This is a genomic window from Enterobacter sp. 296B2 (genome assembly GCF_034106185.1).
GTDB lineage: Bacteria > Pseudomonadota > Gammaproteobacteria > Enterobacterales > Enterobacteriaceae > Enterobacter > Enterobacter cloacae_N.
Map to the genome: position 1 here is coordinate 42,139 of NZ_JAWNCA010000019.1, position 20,769 is coordinate 62,907.

The window sequence follows — 20,769 nt, forward strand, 5'->3', positions numbered from 1 at the left end:
CAATGATTCGCTTTGAACACGTCAGTAAGGCCTATCTCGGTGGGAGACAAGCGCTGCAGGGGGTGACGTTCCACCTGCAGCCGGGCGAGATGGCATTCCTGACCGGCCATTCCGGCGCGGGGAAAAGTACCCTGCTCAAGCTTATCTGTGGGATAGAACGGCCAAGCGCCGGGAAAATCTGGTTCAGCGGCCACGAAATTAGCCGTCTGAAAAACCGCGAAGTGCCGTTTCTGCGTCGTCAGATCGGCATGATTTTCCAGGATCACCACCTGCTGATGGATCGCACCGTTTTCGATAACGTGGCGATCCCGCTGATTATTGCCGGCGCCAGCTATGACGATATCCGTCGTCGCGTCTCTGCGGCGCTGGATAAGGTCGGGCTGCTGGACAAAGCGAAGAACTTCCCGATCCAGCTCTCCGGCGGTGAACAGCAGCGCGTCGGCATCGCCCGCGCGGTGGTGAACAAGCCTGCGGTACTGCTGGCGGATGAACCGACCGGTAACCTGGACGATGCCCTGTCCGAAGGGATTTTGCGTCTGTTTGAGGAATTCAACCGCGTAGGGGTAACGGTACTGATGGCGACGCACGATATGGGACTCATTTCTCGTCGTTCGTACCGCATGCTGACCCTGAGCGACGGGCATTTGCACGGAGGCCACGGTGAACAAGCGTGATGCAATGAACCAGATTCGGCAGTTCGGGAACCGGTTTGACCGTTTCCGTAAGCCGCAGGGCGGCGGTGACGGCAATCGTAATGCGCCTAAGCGCCAGAAAGCGGCGCCGAAGCCGGCCTCCCGCAAGACCAACGTGTTTAACGAGCAGGTGCGTTACGCCTTCCACGGCGCGCTGCAGGACCTGAAAAGCAAACCGCTGGCGACGTTCCTGACGGTGATGGTGATTGCCATCTCCCTGACGCTGCCAAGCGTCTGCTACATGGTCTATAAGAACGTCAACCAGGCGGCGTCGCAGTATTATCCGTCACCGCAGATCACCGTTTATCTGGATAAAGCGCTCGACGATAACGCGGCGGCGCAGGTGGTCGGGCAAATCCAGGCCGAGCAGGGCGTGGAAAAGGTCAATTATCTTTCCCGTGAAGAAGCGCTGGGCGAGTTCCGTAACTGGTCAGGCTTTGGCGGCGCGCTGGATATGCTCGAAGAGAACCCGCTGCCTGCGGTGGCGGTGGTGATCCCGAAGCTTGATTTCCAGGGCACCGATTCGCTGAATACCCTGCGCGACCGCATCACCCGCATCAACGGGATTGATGAAGTACGCATGGACGACAGCTGGTTTGCCCGTCTTGCGGCACTGACCGGGCTGGTGGGACGCGTGTCGGCGATGATCGGCGTGCTGATGGTGGCGGCGGTGTTCCTCGTCATCGGTAACAGCGTGCGCCTGAGCATCTTTGCGCGCCGCGATACCATCAACGTGCAGAAACTGATTGGCGCAACGGACGGTTTCATCCTGCGTCCGTTCCTTTACGGCGGCGCACTGCTCGGTTTCTCCGGCGCATTTCTTTCACTGATATTGTCAGAAATTTTGGTGATGCGGCTTTCGTCTGCCGTCACTGAAGTGGCGCAGGTTTTCGGAACTAAGTTTGATATCAGTGGTTTAGGCTTCGATGAGTGCCTGCTGTTGCTGCTGGTGTGCTCCATGATCGGCTGGATTGCCGCATGGCTGGCAACGGTTCAACATTTACGCCACTTTACTCCCGACTAATAAAAGCGTGATATAATCTTTCCCTGCACCGAGATGTTCGCTCTGCAGGGAAAGCGTCCCTGTTGTCTCTTCCCCTGTTATCATCTCCATGTCACATTTTGTGCGTAATTTATTCACCGTTGCACCTGGAACTTGTGGATAAAATCACTGTCTGATAAAAGAGTGAATGCTAATCTCGTTGCTCAAACGCTTTGGCATGGTTGTTGCCTGACGGGGACAGCCTGGACCAGAAGAAACATTGAGAGGAATGAATGACCAAAGAAATGCAAACTTTAGCTTTAGCCCCTGTTGGTAACCTGGAATCTTATATCCGGGCTGCGAACACCTGGCCGATGTTAACGGCCGAGGAAGAAAAGGAGCTTGCTGAAAAGCTGCATTACCAGGGCGATCTGGAAGCAGCGAAGAAGCTGATCCTGTCTCACCTGCGCTTTGTTGTTCACATTGCTCGTAACTATGCGGGCTATGGCCTGCCGCAGGCGGACTTGATTCAGGAAGGTAACATCGGCCTGATGAAGGCTGTACGTCGCTTTAACCCGGAAGTGGGCGTGCGACTGGTCTCCTTCGCCGTACACTGGATCAAAGCAGAAATTCATGAATACGTGCTGTGCAACTGGCGTATCGTGAAGGTCGCCACGACAAAAGCGCAACGTAAGCTGTTCTTCAACCTGCGTAAAACCAAGCAGCGTCTGGGCTGGTTCAATCAGGATGAAGTGGAAATGGTGGCGCGTGAGCTGGGCGTATCCAGCAAAGACGTGCGTGAGATGGAATCCCGTATGGCCGCGCAGGACATGACTTTCGATATGTCCTCCGACGACGACGCATCTGACAGCCAGCCGATGGCACCGGTTCTGTATCTGCAGGATAAAACCTCTAACTTTGCCGACGGCATCGAAGAGGATAACTGGGAAGATCAGGCCGCGAACAAGCTGACCCATGCGATGGAAGGCCTCGACGAACGTAGCCAGGATATCATCCGCGCCCGCTGGCTGGACGAAGACAACAAGTCCACGCTGCAGGAGCTGGCCGACCGCTACGGCGTTTCTGCGGAACGTGTTCGTCAGCTTGAAAAGAACGCCATGAAAAAACTTCGCGCCGCTATCGAAGCGTAATTACCGCGAATTACACCGAGAACCCCTGGATGAGAGTCTGGGGGTTTTGTTTTTTTAGCGCCCGCTCTGGCGAATTCCCTCCCCCTGGCAAACACTTACTGATGCGCTAAGCAGGCGACTTCTCAGGGGGACAGGGTGAAAAATAACGAACTGAACGACCGGCGTTTACAGGCGACGCCGCGCGGCATCGGCGTCATGTGTAACTTCTATGCCGACAAAGCCGAAAACGCCACGGTGTGGGACGTGGAAGGCAATGAGTACATCGACTTCGCCGCCGGGATCGCGGTGCTGAATACCGGCCATCGCCATCCCAAAGTCATCTCCGCGATCGAAAAACAACTCCACGCGTTTACCCACACGGCCTACCAGATTGTGCCGTACGAAGGCTACGTGGCGCTTGCCGAGCGCATCAACCAGCGCGTGCCGATTGACGGCCCGGCCAAAACCGCGTTCTTCTCGACGGGGGCTGAGGCAGTCGAAAACGCGGTCAAAATTGCCCGCGCGTACACCAGGCGCCCTGGCCTTATCACCTTCGGCGGCGCGTTCCACGGCCGCACTTTTATGACCATGGCGCTGACCGGTAAAGTCGCGCCGTACAAGCTCGGCTTCGGCCCGTTCCCCGGCTCGGTGTATCACGCGCAGTATCCGAACGAGCTGCACGGCGTCAGCACGGCGGAAGCGTTGAAAAGCCTGGAACGCATCTTCAAAGCCGATATCGCTCCTGACCAGGTCGCGGCCATTATTCTCGAACCGGTTCAGGGGGAGGGCGGTTTCAACATCGCGCCCGCTGATTTTATGCAGGCTCTTCGCGCCCTGTGCGATACCCACGGCATTTTGCTGATTGCTGACGAGGTACAAAGCGGCTTCGCCCGCACCGGCAAGCTTTTCTCGATGGAACAGCACTGCGTGAAGCCGGACCTGATCACCATGGCAAAAAGCCTGGCGGGCGGGATGCCGCTTTCAGCGGTATCGGGCCGTGCCGACGTGATGGACGCGCCTGCGCCGGGCGGGCTGGGCGGCACCTACGCAGGTAATCCGCTGGCGATTGCCGCAGCGCACGCGGTGCTGGACGTGATTGATGAGGAAGATCTCTGCACGCGCTCGGCGCATCTCGGTCATCACCTGGTGGAAGTGCTCAATAAAGCCAAGGAACACTGCCCATATATCGCTGACATTCGCGCACAGGGCTCGATGGTGGCGGTAGAGTTTAACGATCCGCAATCCGGGCAGCCTTCGCCGGAATTCACCCGCCAGGTGCAGGAACGCGCGTTGAACGAAGGGCTGCTTCTGCTGAGCTGCGGCGTGTATGGCAACGTTATCCGCTTCCTCTATCCGCTTACCATCCCAGAAGCGCAGTTCCGTAAAGCGCTGGATATTATCTCCGCGTCGCTGACACGTTAAAGCCACAAGCCCGGCGGTAAATCCTGTCGGGCTTATCATATATTCATTTCAAATTAGCTATTCCAAAATCATAAAAATGGGGTATGTTTTAGCAGAGTATGCTGAAAAAGCGCGAACAGCACACCAATAACTGAAATAAAGCGCTGCACAACAACATCACAACAATCGTAATAACCATAATAATGGGGAATCTCAGGATGAACATGAAGGGTAAAGCGTTACTGGCAGGATGTATCGCGTTGGCATTCAGCACCATGGCACAGGCAGATATTAAAGTGGCTGTTGTGGGCGCAATGTCCGGTCCGGTAGCACAGTACGGCGACCAGGAGTTTACGGGCGCTGAACAGGCGGTTGCAGACATTAATGCTAAGGGCGGCATCAAGGGCGAAAAACTGCAGATCCTAAAATACGACGATGCCTGTGACCCGAAGCAAGCGGTCGCGGTAGCGAACAAAGTGGTGAACGACGGGATCAAATACGTTATCGGTCACCTCTGCTCCTCCTCTACTCAGCCAGCGTCTGACATCTACGAAGACGAAGGCATTCTGATGATCACCCCGGCTGCAACTGCACCAGAGCTGACCGCGCGAGGCTACAAGCTGACCCTGCGCACCACGGGTCTGGACTCCGATCAGGGCCCAACGGCGGCTAAGTACATTCTGGAAAAAGTGAAGCCGCAGCGTATCGCGATTGTTCACGACAAACAGCAGTATGGTGAAGGTCTGGCCCGTGCGGTGCAGGACGGTCTGAAAAAAGGCAATGCCAACGTGGTCTTCTTTGACGGGATCACCGCCGGTGAGAAAGACTTCTCCACGTTGGTGGCGCGTCTGAAGAAAGAGAATATTGATTTCGTTTACTACGGTGGTTACCACCCGGAAATGGGCCAGATCCTGCGCCAGGCGCGCGCGGCCGGTCTGAAAACCCAGTTCATGGGCCCGGAAGGCGTGGCGAACGTGTCCCTGTCTAACATCGCGGGTGAATCAGCCGAAGGCCTGCTGGTAACCAAGCCGAAGAACTACGACCAGGTCCCTGCGAACAAACCTATCGTGGATGCCATCAAGGCGAAGAAACAGGATCCAAGCGGCGCGTTCGTCTGGACTACCTACGCTGCGCTGCAGTCCCTGCAGGCGGGTCTGAACCAGTCAGCCGATCCGGCTGAGATTGCTACCTGGCTGAAAGCGAACACGGTCGAAACCGTCATGGGGCCGCTGTCCTGGGATGCGAAGGGCGATCTGAAGGGCTTCGAGTTCGGCGTGTTTGACTGGCATGCGAACGGCACGGCGACAGACGCCAAATAAAAGCAAAAAGGCAACGTAAGTTGCCTTTTTTAATGTTTTCTCCCTCTCCCCGTGGGAGAGGGCCGGGGTGAGGGCATCAGGCCGCACAGATCAGGCCGCACAAATCAACTCTGGCGCTTCTCCCACCCGCTCTCCTGCGCCGTAAACCCTAACGCCTGCATAAACGCCGCCATCACGCCGCGGTCTTCCACGCCCACGTCGGCCATCCACCATGAGTTCACGTTCGGGTTTTCGCGGATCACTTCTTCAATTAAATACTGTCCCACACCGCGACGACGGGTCACGTCACGTACGCGCAGCGAGTCCAGCGCCCCCTCCGTGCCGCTCAGGGTCACGCGAACCGCAGCCAGCAAGCGCTCGTTAAAGCGCGCGGCATAAATGCGATGGTTCTCGTCGACATGCAGTGACGAAGGGGAATATTCCGGCCAGATCTTGCCCAGGTCGATATGATCCTGGTCGCTAAAGGTCACCAGACGCACGATAGTCAGTTTCATTAGCTACTTGTCCAAATCAAATTGAGTAGGGGCAGTGTACTCAATTTATTCACTCAGCGGCTTCCTCTTTTTATTCTCATTAACCAGGTGATTAGTTTTTTAGCAATGCAATGGGCAGTGTGAAAACACATGGATCGAAAAATAAGCAGAATTTTAACCTGAAAGGCAGTGTTTTATTCGGCGCTTTGTACCGTTATTTTATGCTGCAAACTGCACTTTTATTTGTTTATCTCTGCCTGATTTCAGAATATTATCTTTGCTTAATCGCCTGAAAAATAGAGATTTTAGTCTGGTTTTTGATAAAAACCTGCGCTAAACCATTAAAGGCACTGGTAAAAATAGCGTTGTTCATTAAAAGTACAGAATGCTTTTTAACCATAATAAAACAAAATATAAACACGACATCACGAATGGGGATTCAGAGATGAAAAGGAACGCGAAGACGTTAATCGCGGGGATGGTCGCACTGTCGATCTCGCATGCCGCTATGGCGGAGGACATTAAAGTTGCGGTAGTGGGTGCGATGTCCGGCCCTGTTGCCCAGTGGGGTGACATGGAGTTCAACGGCGCGCGCCAGGCCATTAAAGACATCAACGCTAAGGGCGGCATCAAGGGCGACAAGCTGGTGGGCGTGGAATATGACGACGCGTGCGATCCGAAACAGGCCGTCGCGGTCGCCAACAAAATCGTCAACGACGGTATCCAGTACGTGATCGGCCACCTGTGTTCATCTTCCACCCAGCCGGCGTCTGATATCTACGAAGACGAAGGCATCCTGATGATCACCCCTGGAGCAACTAACCCTGAGCTGACCCAGCGCGGATACCAGCACATTATGCGTACCGCCGGTCTGGACTCCTCGCAGGGGCCCACCGCGGCGAAATACATTCTCGACACCGTTAAGCCAAAGCGTATTGCTATCATTCATGACAAACAGCAGTACGGCGAAGGCCTGGCGCGCTCCGTTCAGGACGGCCTGAAAAAAGGCGGCGCGAACATCGTCTTCTTCGACGGCATTACCGCCGGTGAGAAAGACTTCTCCGCGCTGATCGCCCGTCTGCAAAAAGAGAATATCGACTTCGTTTACTACGGCGGCTACTACCCGGAGATGGGTCAAATGCTGCGCCAGGCGCGCGCCACCGGTCTGAAAACCCAATTTATGGGGCCAGAGGGCGTGGGCAACGCCTCCCTGTCAAACATCGCGGGGGATTCTGCCGAAGGCATGCTGGTGACGATGCCAAAACGCTATGACCAGGATCCGGCCAACAAGGCTATCGTGGATGCGCTCAAGGCGCAGAAGAAGGATCCGAGCGGTCCATACGTCTGGATCACCTACGCGGCCGTGCAGTCTCTGGCGACGGCCCTGGATCGTACCGGCAGCAAAGAACCGCTGGATCTGGTGAAAGATTTAAAAGCGCACGGGGCGAACACCGTGATTGGGCCGCTGAACTGGGATGAGAAAGGCGATCTGAAGGGATTTGAGTTTGGTGTCTTTAAGTGGCACGCCGACGGTTCGTCCTCGGCCGCCAAATAATTATCCCACCGCCCGGCTCACCGGGCGGGTATAAAAAGGTTTGCATATGTCCGAGCAGTTTCTCTATTTCCTGCAGCAGATGTTTAACGGCGTCACGCTGGGAAGCACCTACGCGCTGATCGCCATCGGTTACACGATGGTTTACGGCATTATCGGTATGATCAACTTCGCCCACGGCGAGGTGTACATGATCGGTAGCTACGTCTCCTTTATGATCATTGCCGCGCTGATGATGATGGGCATCGACAGCAGCTGGCTGCTGGTCGCCGCCGGGTTTGTCGGCGCGATTGTGATTGCCAGCGCCTACGGCTGGAGCATTGAGCGCGTGGCCTACCGGCCGGTGCGCAGCTCCAAGCGTCTGATTGCGCTGATCTCCGCGATCGGGATGTCCATCTTCCTGCAAAACTACGTCAGCCTGACCGAAGGCTCGCGCGACGTGGCGCTGCCAAGCCTGTTTAACGGCCAGTGGATTGTGGGGGCCAGCGAAAACTTCTCGGCCTCTATCACCACCATGCAGCTGGTTATCTGGGTCGTGACCTTTATCGCGATGCTCGCCCTGACCCTGTTCATTCGCTACTCCCGCATGGGACGCGCCTGCCGCGCCTGCGCGGAAGACCTGAAGATGGCGAGCCTGCTCGGCATCAACACCGACCGCGTGATTGCCCTGACCTTCGTGATTGGCGCGGCAATGGCGGCGGTTGCTGGCGTGCTGCTCGGCCAGTTCTACGGCGTAATTAACCCGTACATCGGTTTTATGGCCGGGATGAAAGCCTTCACCGCGGCGGTACTGGGCGGTATCGGCAGTATTCCGGGCGCGATGATCGGTGGCCTGATCCTGGGCGTGGCGGAAGCGCTCTCCTCGGCGTACCTGAGCACGGAATATAAAGACGTGGTGTCGTTTGCCCTGCTGATTCTGGTTCTGCTGGTGATGCCTACCGGTATTCTGGGCCGTCCGGAGGTAGAGAAAGTATGAAACCGATGCATTTTGCAATGGCGCTGCTCTCTGCCGCTATGTTCTTCGTGCTGGCCAGCGTCTTTATGGGCGTCCAGCTTGAGCTGAATGGCACCAAACTCGTTGTCGATACCGCGGCTGATATTCGCTGGCAGTGGGTATTTATCGGCACTGCCGTGGTATTCCTGTTCCAGCTGCTGCGCCCGCTGTTCCAGAAGACGCTGAAAAATATCTCCGGACCGAAATTCGTGCTGCCGGCAATCGACGGCTCTACCATTAAGCAGAAGCTGTTCCTCGTGGCGCTGCTGGTGGCCGCCGTGGCGTGGCCGTTTGTGGTGTCGCGTGGCACCGTGGATATCGCCACCCTGACCATGATCTACGTAATTCTCGGTCTCGGTCTGAACGTGGTGGTGGGGCTCTCTGGCCTGCTGGTGCTGGGCTACGGCGGCTTTTACGCCATCGGCGCCTACACCTTCGCGCTGCTGAACCACTACTACGGCCTCGGCTTCTGGACCTGCCTGCCGCTGGCGGGGCTGGTCTCTGCCGCCGCGGGCTTCCTGCTCGGCTTCCCGGTGCTGCGCCTGCGTGGTGACTACCTGGCGATTGTGACCTTAGGCTTCGGAGAAATCGTCCGTATCCTGCTGCTGAATAACACCGAAGTGACCGGCGGCCCGAACGGCATCAGCCAGATCCCGAAACCGACCTTCTTCGGACTGGAATTTAGCCGTACCGCCCGCGAAGGCGGCTGGGACACCTTCAGCAACTTCTTTGGCATCAAGTATGACCCGTCCGACCGCGTGATCTGGCTTTACCTGGTGGCGCTGCTGCTGGTGGTGATTACCCTGTTCGTGATCAACCGTCTGCTGCGCATGCCACTGGGCCGCGCGTGGGAAGCGCTGCGTGAAGATGAGATCGCCTGCCGCTCTCTGGGCCTGAACCCGACCCGCATCAAGCTGACCGCGTTCACCATCAGCGCCGCGTTTGCCGGTTTCGCCGGAACGCTGTTTGCCGCGCGTCAGGGCTTCGTCAGCCCGGAATCGTTCACCTTTGCCGAATCTGCCTTTGTGCTGGCGATTGTGGTGCTTGGCGGGATGGGCTCGCAGTTTGCCGTTATCCTCGCGGCCATCCTGCTGGTGGTCTCGCGCGAGCTGATGCGCGACTTTAACGAATACAGCATGCTGATGCTGGGTGGTTTGATGGTGCTGATGATGATCTGGCGTCCGCAGGGCCTCCTGCCGATGACCCGTCCACAGCTGAAGCTGAAGAACGGGCAAGCGAAAGGAGAGCAGGCATGAGTCAGCCATTATTATCCGTTAACGGTCTGATGATGCGTTTTGGCGGCCTGCTGGCAGTCAACAACGTGAATCTTGACCTGCACAAGAAAGAGATTGTCTCCCTGATTGGCCCGAACGGGGCGGGGAAAACCACGGTCTTCAACTGCCTGACCGGCTTCTACAAGCCGACGGGCGGCACCATCATGCTGCGCGATCAGCACCTTGAAGGGCTGCCGGGCCAGCAGATTGCCCGCATGGGCGTGGTGCGTACCTTCCAGCACGTGCGTCTGTTCCGCGAGATGACGGTGATTGAGAACCTGCTGGTGGCGCAGCATCAGCAGCTGAAAACCGGGCTGTTCTCCGGCCTGCTGAAAACCCCGGCCTTTCGCCGCGCGCAGGATGAAGCGCTCGATCGCGCCGCCACCTGGCTGGACCGAATTGGCCTGCTGCAGCACGCCAACCGTCAGGCGAGCAATCTGGCCTATGGCGATCAGCGTCGCCTGGAGATTGTGCGCTGCATGGTCACCCAGCCGGAAATCCTGATGCTCGACGAACCGGCGGCAGGGCTCAACCCGAAAGAGACCAAAGAGCTGGACGAGCTGATTGCCGAGCTGCGCGATAGTCACGACACCACCATCCTGCTGATTGAGCATGACATGAAGCTGGTGATGGGCATTTCGGACCGTATCTACGTGGTAAACCAGGGTACGCCGCTGGCGAACGGCACGCCGGAAGAGATCCGCAACAACCCGGACGTGATCCGCGCATACCTTGGTGAGGCATAAGATGGAAAAAGCGATGTTAACGTTCGACAAGGTCAACGCGCACTACGGCAAGATCCAGGCGCTGCACGACGTCAGCCTGCACATCAATCAGGGTGAAATCGTCACTCTGATAGGCGCCAACGGCGCGGGCAAAACCACGCTGCTCGGCACCCTGTGCGGCGACCCGCGCGCAACCAGCGGGCAGATAGTGTTCGATGGTAAAGACATTACCGACTGGCAGACCGCCAGAATCATGCGCGAGGCGGTGGCGATTGTTCCGGAAGGGCGTCGCGTGTTCTCACGCATGACGGTGGAAGAGAACCTGGCGATGGGCGGCTTCTTCGCTCACCGCGATGAATACCAGACCCGCATCAAGTGGGTATACGAGCTTTTCCCGCGCCTGTGGGAGCGCCGCATTCAGCGTGCGGGTACCATGTCCGGCGGTGAGCAGCAGATGCTGGCGATTGGCCGCGCGCTGATGAGCCAGCCGCGCCTGTTGCTGCTGGACGAACCGTCGCTCGGTCTGGCACCGATCATCATTCAGCAGATTTTCGACACCATTGAGCAGCTGCGTAAAGAGGGGATGACCATCTTCCTCGTCGAGCAGAACGCCAACCAGGCGCTGAAGCTCGCTGACCGTGGTTACGTGCTGGAGAACGGCCGCGTGGTGCTGGAGGATACCGGCGACGCGCTGCTGGCTAACGAAGCGGTGCGGAGCGCTTACCTGGGCGGATAGGTAAAAGCAAAAAGGCAACGCAAGTTGCCTTTTTTAGTGTTTGCTCCCTCTCCCTGTGGGAGAGGGGCGGGGTGAGGGCACCAGACCGCGCGAGGTAAAAGCAAAAAGGCAACGCAAGTTGCCTTTTTTAGTGTTTTCTCCCTCTCCCTGTGGGAGAGGGACGGGGTGAGGGCACCAGACTGCACCCAATCCAACACCCCCAACCCCCTTCACACAACCATCATCACCCTGACGCCTGGCTGTCACTTATCTGTAAACAAACAGTTATTTTTCTGTCATTCGAGCATGGCATGTTACCTCGCGAGCATAAAACGCGTGATATCGCGCATCCGGCACAATAAGAGAGATGACAATGACATCGTTACGACACACAGCTTTGGGTCTGGCACTGGGTCTGGCTTTTGCGACGAACGCAATGGCTGTCACCACCATTCCGTTCTGGCATTCCATGGAAGGGGAGTTGGGTAAAGAGGTTGACTCCCTGGCGCAGCGTTTCAACGACACCCATCCGGATTACAAAATTGTGCCGGTATACAAAGGCAACTACGAGCAGAGCCTGAGCGCGGGCATCGCCGCCTTCCGTACCGGCAACGCGCCAGCCCTGTTACAGGTTTATGAAGTGGGCACCGCCACCATGATGGCCTCCAAAGCCATCAAGCCGGTGTATGAAGTGTTCAAAGAAGCGGGCATCAACTTCGACGAATCCCAGTTCGTGCCGACCGTAGCGGGTTACTACACGGATTCCAAAACCGGGCACCTGCTGTCCCAGCCGTTTAACAGCTCCACGCCGGTGCTGTACTACAACAAAGACGCCTTCAAAAAAGCCGGTTTAGACCCGGAGCAGCCGCCAAAAACCTGGCAGGATCTGGCCGAGTACACCGCGAAGCTGAAAGCGGCGGGAATGAAGTGCGGCTACGCCAGCGGCTGGCAGGGCTGGATCCAGATTGAAAACTTCAGCGCCTGGCACGGCCTGCCGGTTGCCACCAAAAACAACGGCTTCGACGGCACCGACGCGGTACTGGAGTTCAACAAGCCGGAGCAGGTGAAGCACATCGCGCTGCTTGCCGATCTGAACAAGAAGGGCGACTTCAGCTACTTCGGGCGTAAAGACGAATCCACCGAGAAGTTCTACAACGGCGACTGCGCCATTACCACCGCCTCGTCCGGCTCGCTGGCGGATATCCGTCACTACGCCAAATTCAACTACGGCGTGGGCATGATGCCATACGACGCAGACGTGAAGGGCGCGCCGCAGAACGCCATCATCGGCGGGGCGAGCCTGTGGGTGATGCAGGGCAAAGACAAGGGCACCTACAAAGGCGTAGCCGAGTTCCTCGACTTCCTGGCGAAGCCGGAAAACGCCGCCGAGTGGCACCAGAAGACCGGCTACCTGCCCATCACCAAAGCCGCGTATGACCTGACCCGCGAGCAGGGCTTCTATAGCAAGAACCCGGGCGCGGATATCGCGACGCGTCAGATGCTGAACAAGCCGCCGTTGCCGTTCACCAAAGGGCTGCGTCTGGGCAACATGCCGCAGATCCGCACCATCGTGGATGAAGAGCTGGAAAGTGTCTGGACCGGTAAGAAAACGCCACAGCAGGCGCTGGATTCGGCGGTAGAGCGCGGGAATCAGCTGCTGCGTCGCTTTGAGCAGTCGACTAAATCGTAATTAAAACTAATCCCCTCACCCCGGCCCTCTCCCCAAAGGGGCGAGGGTGTAATCGTCCCCTCTCACCTTTGGGGAGAGGGTTAGGGTGAGGGGTAAAAACCAACCTGAGCAAACCTATGTCATCATCCCGTCCGGTGTTCCATTCCCGCTGGCTGCCGTACCTGCTGGTCGCGCCGCAGCTGGTCATCACCGTTATTTTCTTTATCTGGCCTGCGGGCGAAGCGCTGTGGTACTCGGTACAAAGCGTCGATCCGTTCGGGCTCTCCAGCCAGTTTGTTGGCCTGGACAACTTCACCGCGCTGTTCCATGACAGCTACTACCTGGACTCCTTCTGGACGACGATGAAGTTCAGCGCGCTGGTCACCGTCAGCGGCCTGGTTGCCTCGCTGTTTTTCGCCGCGCTGGTAGATTACGTGGTGCGCGGCAGCCGCCTGTATCAGACCCTGATGCTGCTGCCTTATGCCGTAGCGCCCGCCGTCGCCGCCGTGCTGTGGATCTTCCTGTTTAACCCGGGGCGCGGGTTGATTACCCATTTTCTGGCCGAACTGGGCTACGACTGGAACCATGCCCAGAACAGCGGCCAGGCGATGTTCCTGGTGGTGTTCGCCTCGGTGTGGAAGCAGATCAGCTACAACTTCCTGTTCTTCTTTGCCGCGCTGCAGTCCATCCCGCGCTCGCTGGTGGAAGCGGCGGCAATTGACGGCGCAGGGCCCATTCGCCGCTTCTTCAGGCTGTCGCTGCCGCTGATCGCCCCGGTGAGCTTCTTCCTGCTGGTGGTTAACCTCGTGTACGCCTTCTTCGACACCTTCCCGGTGATCGACGCGGCCACCGCAGGCGGTCCGGTACAGGCGACCACCACGCTGATTTACAAAATTTACCGCGAAGGCTTTACCGGGCTGGATCTCTCCGCCTCTGCCGCACAGTCCGTCGTGCTGATGTTCCTCGTCATCATCCTCACGGTGGTGCAGTTCCGCTACGTTGAAAGTAAGGTGCGCTACCAATGATTGAGAACCGTCGCGGGCTGACGATTTTCAGCCATACCATGCTGATTTTAGGGATTATCGTCATCCTCTTCCCGCTGTACGTGGCCTTTGTCGCCGCCACGCTGGACACCAAAGCGGTGTTCGACACGCCGATGACGCTGATCCCGGGCACGCATCTTTTCGAGAACATGAAGACCATCTGGACCCAGGGCGTGGGCGCCAACAGCGCGCCGTTCTGGCTGATGATGCTCAACAGCTTCATCATGGCGTTTGGCATTACGGTCGGCAAAATTACGGTATCGATGCTCTCGGCCTTCGCCATCGTCTGGTTCCGCTTTCCGCTGCGTAACCTCTTTTTCTGGATGATTTTCATCACCCTGATGCTGCCGGTGGAGGTGCGTATCTTCCCCACCGTGGAAGTGATCGCCAACCTGAAGATGCTCGACAGCTACGCGGGCTTAACCCTGCCGCTGATGGCCTCGGCGACCGCCACCTTCCTGTTCCGTCAGTTCTTTATGACCCTGCCGGACGAGCTGATTGAAGCAGCGCGGATCGACGGCGCGTCGCCGATGCGTTTCTTCCGCGACATCGTGCTGCCGCTGTCGAAAACCAACCTTGCGGCGCTGTTTGTTATCACCTTTATCTACGGCTGGAACCAGTACCTGTGGCCGCTGCTGATTATTCAGGACGTCAACCTTGGCACCGCCGTGGCGGGCATTAAGGGCATGATCGCCACCGGCGAAGGCACCACCCTCTGGAACCAGGTGATGGCGGCGATGCTGCTCACCCTTATCCCACCCGTAGTCATTGTTTTAGCCATGCAGCGTGCGTTTGTCCGTGGCCTGGTCGATAGCGAGAAATAAGATGGCAGGTTTAAAACTTCAGGCAGTAACCAAAAGCTGGGACGGCAAAACCCAGGTTATTCAGCCGTTAACGCTCGACGTGGCGGACGGGGAATTCATCGTCATGGTCGGCCCGTCCGGCTGTGGCAAATCCACGCTGCTGCGCATGGTGGCGGGGCTGGAGCGCGTGACCTCCGGGGATATCTGGATTGACCGCCAGCGCGTCACCGAAATGGAGCCGAAAGACAGAGGCATTGCGATGGTGTTCCAGAACTACGCCCTCTATCCGCACATGAGCGTGGAAGAGAACATGGCCTGGGGGCTGAAAATCCGCGGCATGGGCAAAGGCCATATCGACGAGCGCGTGAAAGAGGCGGCGCGCATTCTGGAACTCGACGGCCTGCTCAAGCGCCGCCCGCGCGAGCTCTCCGGCGGCCAGCGCCAGCGCGTGGCGATGGGGCGCGCCATCGTGCGCGATCCGGCGGTATTCCTCTTCGACGAGCCGCTCTCCAACCTTGACGCCAAGCTGCGCGTGCAGATGCGTCTTGAGCTACAGCAGCTGCACCGTCGTCTGAAAACCACCTCCCTGTACGTGACCCACGATCAGGTCGAAGCCATGACGCTCGCGCAGCGCGTAATGGTGATGAACAAAGGCATCGCCGAGCAGATTGGCACCCCGGTGGAAGTGTACGAGAAACCGGCCACCCGCTTTGTGGCGAGCTTTATCGGCAGCCCGGCGATGAACCTGCTTGAAGGGCGTATCAGCAGTGCGGGCACGCATTTTGAGCTGGAAAGCGGGATGGCATTGCCGATCAACTGGTACTATCGTGGCTACGCCGGGCGTAAGATGACGCTCGGTATCCGCCCGGAGCATATTGCTTTAACCTCTCAGGCGGACGGCGGCGTGCCGCTGGTGATGGACACGCTGGAGATGTTGGGTGCAGATAACCTGGCGCACGGGCGCTGGGGGGATCAAAAAATGGTGGTGCGCCTGGCACATCAGGAACGCCCGAAAGCGGGTAGCAGGCTGTGGCTGCACCTGCCGGAAAACCATCTGCACCTGTTTGACGGTGAAACAGGACAACGAGTATGAGCAACTGGCCTTATCCCCACGTCGTCGCCCACCGGGGCGGCGGTAAGCTGGCGCCGGAGAACACCCTGGCGGCGATTGATGTTGGCGCGCGTTACGGCCACACCATGATCGAGTTCGACGCCAAGCTGTCAAAAGACGGCGAAATTTTCCTGCTGCATGACGATAACCTCGAACGCACCAGCAACGGCTGGGGCGTGGCGGGCGAACTGCCGTGGCGCGATCTGCTGAAAGTCGACGCCGGAAGCTGGTACAGCGGCGAATTCAAAGGCGAACCGCTACCGCTGCTGGCGGAAGTGGCGGACCGCTGTCGCCAGCACGGTATGATGGCCAATATCGAAATCAAACCGACCACCGGCACCGGGCCGCTGACGGGCAAAGTGATTGCCCTTGCCGCGCGTGAGCTGTGGGAAGGAATGACCGCGCCGCTGCTCTCCTCGTTTGAAATTAACGCGCTGGAAGCGGCACAGGCAGCCGTGCCGGAGCTGCCGCGCGGGCTGCTGCTTGATGAGTGGCGCGAGGACTGGCGCGAGCTGACGATGCGCTTAGCGTGTGTCTCTATTCATCTTAATCATAAGCTGCTGGATGAGGCGCGGGTGAAGATGCTGAAAGACGCGGGTCTGCATATTCTGGTCTACACCGTTAACAAACCCCAGCGTGCAGCCGAGCTGCTGCGCTGGGGCGTGGACAGCATCTGTACCGATGCAATCGACCTGATCGGCCCGGACTTTAGTTCTGCGGATTAAGCATACTGCCGTTCGACTGCGGCGGCAGCATATGCTGCTGTCCGCTGCCTGACGACGTCATCCCCCCTAACATCCCGCCGTTTTTATTCGGCAGCGGCTGCTCGCGCACTTGTCCCTGCTGCACGCGCTGGGTGTTGGCGTTCATCTGGTTTTGCAGGCTCTGCTGCTGCATCTGGGTCTGCGTTCTCAGCTGCTGATTCAGCATCCCTTTCTGCTGCTGTTGCTGGCTCATCATCTCGGTCTGCATACGCTGCTGGCTCGGGATAACATACCCCTGCTGGTTCGGGTTATTCATGGTGTTGAGCGGCTGTGCGAGCGCGGCAAACGGGATCAGCGCCGTAAGAATCATCAAGCGTTTCATTGTCATTTCCTCCTCTTGAGGCCTCTCTTAAGTTTACCCTGATTTCACCATGACGATGATTTTTTAGGAGTTGTGAACCAGGCTTAAGCGGGGAATATGGATCCCTTCACCTGGAGAACAATAATGATGAAACCAACCTTCTTGCGCTGGGTCGCCATCGCCGCGCTGATGGCAGGCGGTACATTTAGCGTGGCGGCCAACCCGCCGGCGGCGCCTCCGGTCTCTTACGGCGTGGAGGAAGATGTTTTCCATCCCGTGCGGGCAACCCATGGCATGGTGGCATCGGTGGATGCGCTGGCAACCCGCGTGGGTGTCGATATTCTCAAACAGGGCGGTAACGCGGTGGATGCTGCGGTCGCCGTCGGCTATGCGCTGGCGGTGACGCACCCGCAGGCGGGGAACCTGGGCGGCGGCGGCTTTATGATGCTGCGCACCAAAGACGGGAAAACCACCGCCATCGACTTCCGCGAAATGGCGCCTTCTCAGGCGTCCCGGGATATGTTCCTCGACGACCAGGGTAACCCTGACAGCAAAAAATCCCTGACCTCCCATCTCGCCTCCGGCACGCCGGGCACCGTTGCGGGCTTCTCGCTGGCGCTGGAAAAATACGGCACGATGCCGCTGAATAAAGTGGTGCAGCCTGCCATCAAGCTGGCGCGCGACGGCTTTGTGGTGAATGATGCCCTGGCGGACGATCTCAAGACCTACGGCAGCGAAGTTATTCCCAATCATGAAAACAGCAAGGCCATCTTCTGGAAAGACGGCGAGCCGCTGAAGAAGGGCGATAAGCTGGTGCAGAAGAACCTCGCCAAAAGCCTGGAGCTGATTGCGGAGCACGGTCCGGACGCGTTCTATAAAGGGGCGATTGCCGATCAGATTGCACAAGAGATGCAGAAGAACGGCGGGCTCATCACCAAAGCGGATCTGGCGGAATACAGGGCGGTGGAGCGCGAGCCGATTAGCGGCACCTATCGCGGGTACGAGGTCTTCTCCATGCCGCCGCCGTCTTCCGGCGGGATCCACATCGTGCAGATCCTCAATATTCTTGAAAACTTCGATATGCACAAGTTCGGCTTCGGCAGCGCGGACGCCATGCAGGTGATGGCGGAAGCGGAAAAACGCGCCTACGCTGACCGCTCGGAATATCTCGGCGATCCGGACTTCGTGAAGGTGCCGTGGCAGGCGCTGACCAACAAGGCGTATGCCAAATCCATTGCGGAACAGATCGACATCAACAAGGCCAAACCGTCGAGCGAGATCCGCCCCGGCAAGCTGGCGCCGTATGAAAGCAACCAGACGACGCACTTCTCGGTGGTGGATAAAGACGGTAATGCGGTGGCGGTGACGTACACGCTCAACACCACCTTCGGCACCGGGATTGTGGCGGGCAACAGTGGCATTCTGCTGAACAACGAGATGGATGACTTCTCCGCCAAGCCGGGCGTGCCGAACGTCTACGGGCTGGTTGGCGGCGATGCGAATGCGGTTGGGCCGAAGAAACGTCCGCTGTCGTCCATGTCGCCCACAATCGTTGTGAAAGACGGTAAAACCTGGCTGGTGACCGGCAGTCCTGGCGGCAGCCGGATTATCACTACCGTGCTGCAGATGGTGGTGAACAGCATCGACTTTGGGATGAACATTGCCGAAGCCACCAACGCCCCGCGTTTCCATCATCAGTGGCTTCCGGACGAACTGCGCGTGGAGAAGGGCTTTAGCCCGGACACCATCAAGCTGCTGGAGCAGCGCGGACAGAAGGTGGCGGTGAAAGAGGCGATGGGCAGCACCCAGAGCATTATGGTCGGGCCGGATGGGGCGCTGTTCGGGGCGTCGGATCCGCGGTCGGTGGATGATTTGACGGCGGGGTATTGATATGTTGCCGGGTGGCGGCTTCGCCTTACCCGGCCTACGTGTTTCATTCCCTCTCCCTGTGGGAGAGGGTTAGGGTGAGGGCAACAAACTACTTCATCCGCGCCATATAATACGCATCCACATATTCACCGTTGCGCAGGGCATAGCGTTTGCCGGTGCCTTCAATTTCGAACCCGTGTTTTTTGTACACCGCAATCGCTGGTTCGTTATCGACAAACACCGTTAGCTCAATGCGGTCAACGCGCAGCCAGTTATCGCACATATCAATCATGGTGCGCATCAGCGCGCTGGCAACGCCCCGGTTTTGCCACTGTGCGCCCACACAAATCCCAAAATCAGCCACATGGCTGCGGCGCGGGCGTTGCGCGACGACGATGCACAGATGGCCGGCGACGTGACCGTCTATGCAGGCGACGAGCTGCTTAATGCCAGGCTGGTCGGATAGCCGCTCCTGCCACATTTGCTCAGAGGGATGAGGAACCTGTAGCGTGTTGTGGTACACCTCCGGCTGGGCGTGGATCTGACGAATGGCGTCATAATCTTTCGGTTCCGCGTGGCGTATCACTATCTCACTCATTCCTTGTTCCTCAGTCAGTTAAAAGTCCCCTCCAACATCAATGACTTTAAAATTTGAGTCAACCGCTATTTTTTGCAAAAAGTATTGGACAAGTGCGAATGAGAATGATTATTATTGCTTCGCATTCAGGAAGACCCCTACGGGAACCTGAAAGCACGACATTGCTCACATTGCTTCCAGTATTACTTTAGCCAGCTTCTCGCTGGCTTTTTTTTGCCCTTTTTCTCCCTCTCCCCGTGGGAGAGGGCTGGGGTGAGGGCAAAACATGCGCTATGGTAAAACCCAGTAACCTTCCAAAAGGACTGAGCTATGACACTACATTGCGCATTTATTGGATTTGGTAAAAGTACGACCCGCTACCACCTTCCGTATGTCCTCCACCGTAAAGATACCTGGCATGTGGCCCATATCTACCGTCGCAGCGCGAAGCCGGAAGAGCAATCTCCGCAGTATTCCCATATTCATTTTACCAGCGATCTGAACGAGGTATTGAATGACCCGCAGGTAAAGCTGGTGGTCGTCTGCACCCACGCCGACAGTCATTTTGAGTATGCGAAACGCGCGCTGGAAGCGGGCAAAAACGTGCTGGTGGAAAAGCCGTTCACCCCGACCATTGCCGAAGCGAAGGAACTGTTCGCGCTGGCGAAAAGCAAAGGGCTGACCGTGATGCCGTATCAGAACCGCCGCTTTGACAGCTGCTTCCTGACGGCGAAAAAAGCGATTGGAAGCGGCAGGTTGGGCGACATTGTGGAAATTGAAAGCCACTTCGATTACTACCGTCCGGTGGCGGAATCCCAGCCCGGCCTGCCGCAGGACGGCTCGTTCTATGGTCTGGGCGTGCACACCATGGACCAGATCATCTCCCTGTTTGGCCGCCCGGACCACGTGGCGTATGACATCCGCAGCCTGCGTAATAAAGCCAACCCGGACGACACCTTTGAAGCGCAGCTGTTCTACGGCGACCTGAAAGCCATCGTCAAAACCAGCCATCTGGTGAAAATCGACTACCCGAAATTTATCGTTCACGGTACCAAAGGTTCGTTTATCAAATACGGTATCGACCAGCAGGAGACCAGCCTGAAGGCCAATATCATGCCCGGTGAGCCTGGCTTTGCGGCGGACGATTCCGTGGGCGTGCTGGAGTATGTGAACGACGAGGGCGTGACGGTCAAAGAAACGCTGAAACCGGAAACCGGCGACTATGGCCGCGTCTACGATGCGCTGTTTGAGACCCTCACAAACGGCACGGCGAATTACGTCAAGGAATCTGACGTTCTGACCAACCTGGAAATCCTTGAGCGGGCCTTCGAGCAGGCCTCTCCTGCCACGATAACCCTCGCGAAATAAGCAAAAA

General features: G+C 57.6%; 20 protein-coding genes. 17 read left to right on the top strand and 3 right to left on the bottom strand.

From position 1 onward, the window contains the following. Positions 1-2 precede the first annotated feature (2 nt). The 5 genes from ftsE to livJ all read left to right on the top strand — a co-directional run bounded on the left by ftsE (position 3) and on the right by livJ (position 5,524). Positions 3-674 (top strand): cell division ATP-binding protein FtsE, encoded by a 672-nt coding sequence (gene ftsE / locus URZ40_RS14815; RefSeq protein ID WP_003861525.1) that lies wholly within the window; start codon positions 3-5, stop codon positions 672-674. Then, positions 661-1,716 (top strand): permease-like cell division protein FtsX, encoded by a 1,056-nt coding sequence (gene ftsX / locus URZ40_RS14820; protein WP_028015142.1) that lies wholly within the window; start codon positions 661-663, stop codon positions 1,714-1,716. Before ftsE ends, ftsX begins: the two co-directional genes overlap by 14 nt. A 251-nt stretch (positions 1,717-1,967) precedes the next feature. Next, positions 1,968-2,825: an RNA polymerase sigma factor RpoH gene (gene rpoH / locus URZ40_RS14825; RefSeq protein ID WP_320720747.1), complete on the top strand. Its 858-nt coding sequence runs from the start codon at positions 1,968-1,970 to the stop codon at positions 2,823-2,825. A gap of 135 nt (positions 2,826-2,960) precedes the next feature. Further along, complete coding sequence (locus URZ40_RS14830) at positions 2,961-4,226, top strand: 4-aminobutyrate--2-oxoglutarate transaminase (protein ID WP_320720748.1); 1,266 nt, start codon at positions 2,961-2,963, stop codon at positions 4,224-4,226. A gap of 197 nt (positions 4,227-4,423) precedes the next feature. Beyond that, positions 4,424-5,524, top strand: a complete 1,101-nt coding sequence (livJ, locus tag URZ40_RS14835; protein WP_320720749.1) for a branched chain amino acid ABC transporter substrate-binding protein LivJ — start codon at positions 4,424-4,426, stop codon at positions 5,522-5,524. A gap of 104 nt (positions 5,525-5,628) precedes the next feature. Here the strand turns inward: livJ and panM are convergent, their stop codons facing one another. After that, the gene (gene panM / locus URZ40_RS14840) at positions 5,629-6,018 is read right to left on the bottom strand and encodes an aspartate 1-decarboxylase autocleavage activator PanM (RefSeq protein WP_059355744.1); all 390 of its coding nucleotides are present in this window, start codon (positions 6,016-6,018) and stop codon (positions 5,629-5,631) included. Between the two features lie 424 nt (positions 6,019-6,442). Here panM and livK point away from each other — a divergent pair, with 424 nt between their 5' ends. The 10 genes from livK (at position 6,443) to ugpQ (ending at position 16,608) form a co-directional block, all read left to right on the top strand. After that, positions 6,443-7,552, top strand: a complete 1,110-nt coding sequence (gene livK, locus URZ40_RS14845; RefSeq protein ID WP_116343990.1) for a high-affinity branched-chain amino acid ABC transporter substrate-binding protein LivK — start codon at positions 6,443-6,445, stop codon at positions 7,550-7,552. Positions 7,553-7,598: 46 nt separating this feature from the next. Further along, positions 7,599-8,525 carry a high-affinity branched-chain amino acid ABC transporter permease LivH gene (gene livH, locus URZ40_RS14850; protein WP_013099131.1) on the top strand — a complete coding sequence of 309 codons (927 nt, stop codon included), beginning with the start codon at positions 7,599-7,601 and terminating at the stop codon, positions 8,523-8,525. Further along, complete coding sequence (locus tag URZ40_RS14855; protein ID WP_316380626.1) at positions 8,522-9,799, top strand: high-affinity branched-chain amino acid ABC transporter permease LivM; 1,278 nt, start codon at positions 8,522-8,524, stop codon at positions 9,797-9,799. Before livH ends, URZ40_RS14855 begins: the two co-directional genes overlap by 4 nt. Beyond that, positions 9,796-10,563: a high-affinity branched-chain amino acid ABC transporter ATP-binding protein LivG gene (gene livG / locus URZ40_RS14860; RefSeq protein ID WP_023310024.1), complete on the top strand. Its 768-nt coding sequence runs from the start codon at positions 9,796-9,798 to the stop codon at positions 10,561-10,563. The genes URZ40_RS14855 and livG overlap by 4 nt, the downstream gene beginning before the upstream one ends. Before the next feature lies 1 nt (position 10,564). Continuing rightward, positions 10,565-11,278 (top strand): high-affinity branched-chain amino acid ABC transporter ATP-binding protein LivF, encoded by a 714-nt coding sequence (livF, locus tag URZ40_RS14865; RefSeq protein WP_032650575.1) that lies wholly within the window; start codon positions 10,565-10,567, stop codon positions 11,276-11,278. Positions 11,279-11,630: 352 nt separating this feature from the next. Beyond that, the gene (gene ugpB / locus URZ40_RS14870) at positions 11,631-12,947 is read left to right on the top strand and encodes a sn-glycerol-3-phosphate ABC transporter substrate-binding protein UgpB (RefSeq protein ID WP_023310025.1); all 1,317 of its coding nucleotides are present in this window, start codon (positions 11,631-11,633) and stop codon (positions 12,945-12,947) included. A gap of 116 nt (positions 12,948-13,063) precedes the next feature. Beyond that, complete coding sequence (gene ugpA, locus URZ40_RS14875) at positions 13,064-13,951, top strand: sn-glycerol-3-phosphate ABC transporter permease UgpA (RefSeq protein ID WP_320720750.1); 888 nt, start codon at positions 13,064-13,066, stop codon at positions 13,949-13,951. Then, positions 13,948-14,793, top strand: a complete 846-nt coding sequence (gene ugpE / locus URZ40_RS14880; protein ID WP_013099125.1) for a sn-glycerol-3-phosphate ABC transporter permease UgpE — start codon at positions 13,948-13,950, stop codon at positions 14,791-14,793. The genes ugpA and ugpE overlap by 4 nt, the downstream gene beginning before the upstream one ends. A 1-nt stretch (position 14,794) precedes the next feature. Then, positions 14,795-15,865: a sn-glycerol-3-phosphate import ATP-binding protein UgpC gene (locus tag URZ40_RS14885; RefSeq protein WP_320720751.1), complete on the top strand. Its 1,071-nt coding sequence runs from the start codon at positions 14,795-14,797 to the stop codon at positions 15,863-15,865. Beyond that, on the top strand, positions 15,862-16,608 hold the full coding sequence (gene ugpQ / locus URZ40_RS14890) for a glycerophosphodiester phosphodiesterase (RefSeq protein ID WP_316380625.1): 747 nt from the start codon (positions 15,862-15,864) through the stop codon (positions 16,606-16,608). The genes URZ40_RS14885 and ugpQ overlap by 4 nt, the downstream gene beginning before the upstream one ends. On the opposite strand, the gene URZ40_RS14895 is transcribed toward ugpQ, so the two are convergent. Further along, positions 16,592-16,969 (bottom strand): DUF2756 family protein, encoded by a 378-nt coding sequence (locus tag URZ40_RS14895; RefSeq protein WP_023326493.1) that lies wholly within the window; start codon positions 16,967-16,969, stop codon positions 16,592-16,594. The two genes, ugpQ and URZ40_RS14895, sit on opposite strands and share 17 nt — an antisense overlap. Before the next feature lie 123 nt (positions 16,970-17,092). Here URZ40_RS14895 and ggt point away from each other — a divergent pair, with 123 nt between their 5' ends. Then, a complete protein-coding gene (gene ggt / locus URZ40_RS14900; RefSeq protein WP_316380624.1) occupies positions 17,093-18,838 on the top strand; it encodes a gamma-glutamyltransferase in 1,746 nt (581 codons plus the stop codon). A gap of 88 nt (positions 18,839-18,926) precedes the next feature. Here ggt and yhhY read toward each other — a convergent pair whose 3' ends face one another. Continuing rightward, positions 18,927-19,415 (bottom strand): N-acetyltransferase, encoded by a 489-nt coding sequence (gene yhhY, locus URZ40_RS14905; RefSeq protein ID WP_045143059.1) that lies wholly within the window; start codon positions 19,413-19,415, stop codon positions 18,927-18,929. Positions 19,416-19,724: 309 nt separating this feature from the next. On the opposite strand from yhhY, the gene URZ40_RS14910 reads away from it, so the two are divergent. Continuing rightward, positions 19,725-20,762 carry an oxidoreductase gene (locus URZ40_RS14910; RefSeq protein WP_316380623.1) on the top strand — a complete coding sequence of 346 codons (1,038 nt, stop codon included), beginning with the start codon at positions 19,725-19,727 and terminating at the stop codon, positions 20,760-20,762. The last annotated feature ends 7 nt before the right edge of the window (positions 20,763-20,769 follow it).

Excerpts from the sequence above, each read along its gene's own strand:
- ftsE (WP_003861525.1), top strand. The coding sequence starts at position 3 with ATGATTCGCTTTGAACACGTCAGTAAGGCCTATCTCGGTGGGAGACAA.
- rpoH (WP_320720747.1), top strand. The coding sequence starts at position 1,968 with ATGACCAAAGAAATGCAAACTTTAGCTTTAGCCCCTGTTGGTAACCTG.
- livJ (WP_320720749.1), top strand. The coding sequence starts at position 4,424 with ATGAACATGAAGGGTAAAGCGTTACTGGCAGGATGTATCGCGTTGGCA.
- panM (WP_059355744.1), bottom strand. The coding sequence starts at position 6,018 with ATGAAACTGACTATCGTGCGTCTGGTGACCTTTAGCGACCAGGATCAT.
- livK (WP_116343990.1), top strand. The coding sequence starts at position 6,443 with ATGAAAAGGAACGCGAAGACGTTAATCGCGGGGATGGTCGCACTGTCG.
- livH (WP_013099131.1), top strand. The coding sequence starts at position 7,599 with ATGTCCGAGCAGTTTCTCTATTTCCTGCAGCAGATGTTTAACGGCGTC.
- URZ40_RS14855 (WP_316380626.1), top strand. The coding sequence starts at position 8,522 with ATGAAACCGATGCATTTTGCAATGGCGCTGCTCTCTGCCGCTATGTTC.
- livG (WP_023310024.1), top strand. The coding sequence starts at position 9,796 with ATGAGTCAGCCATTATTATCCGTTAACGGTCTGATGATGCGTTTTGGC.
- livF (WP_032650575.1), top strand. The coding sequence starts at position 10,565 with ATGGAAAAAGCGATGTTAACGTTCGACAAGGTCAACGCGCACTACGGC.
- ugpB (WP_023310025.1), top strand. The coding sequence starts at position 11,631 with ATGACATCGTTACGACACACAGCTTTGGGTCTGGCACTGGGTCTGGCT.
- ugpA (WP_320720750.1), top strand. The coding sequence starts at position 13,064 with ATGTCATCATCCCGTCCGGTGTTCCATTCCCGCTGGCTGCCGTACCTG.
- ugpE (WP_013099125.1), top strand. The coding sequence starts at position 13,948 with ATGATTGAGAACCGTCGCGGGCTGACGATTTTCAGCCATACCATGCTG.
- URZ40_RS14885 (WP_320720751.1), top strand. The coding sequence starts at position 14,795 with ATGGCAGGTTTAAAACTTCAGGCAGTAACCAAAAGCTGGGACGGCAAA.
- ugpQ (WP_316380625.1), top strand. The coding sequence starts at position 15,862 with ATGAGCAACTGGCCTTATCCCCACGTCGTCGCCCACCGGGGCGGCGGT.
- URZ40_RS14895 (WP_023326493.1), bottom strand. The coding sequence starts at position 16,969 with ATGAAACGCTTGATGATTCTTACGGCGCTGATCCCGTTTGCCGCGCTC.
- ggt (WP_316380624.1), top strand. The coding sequence starts at position 17,093 with ATGATGAAACCAACCTTCTTGCGCTGGGTCGCCATCGCCGCGCTGATG.
- yhhY (WP_045143059.1), bottom strand. The coding sequence starts at position 19,415 with ATGAGTGAGATAGTGATACGCCACGCGGAACCGAAAGATTATGACGCC.
- URZ40_RS14910 (WP_316380623.1), top strand. The coding sequence starts at position 19,725 with ATGACACTACATTGCGCATTTATTGGATTTGGTAAAAGTACGACCCGC.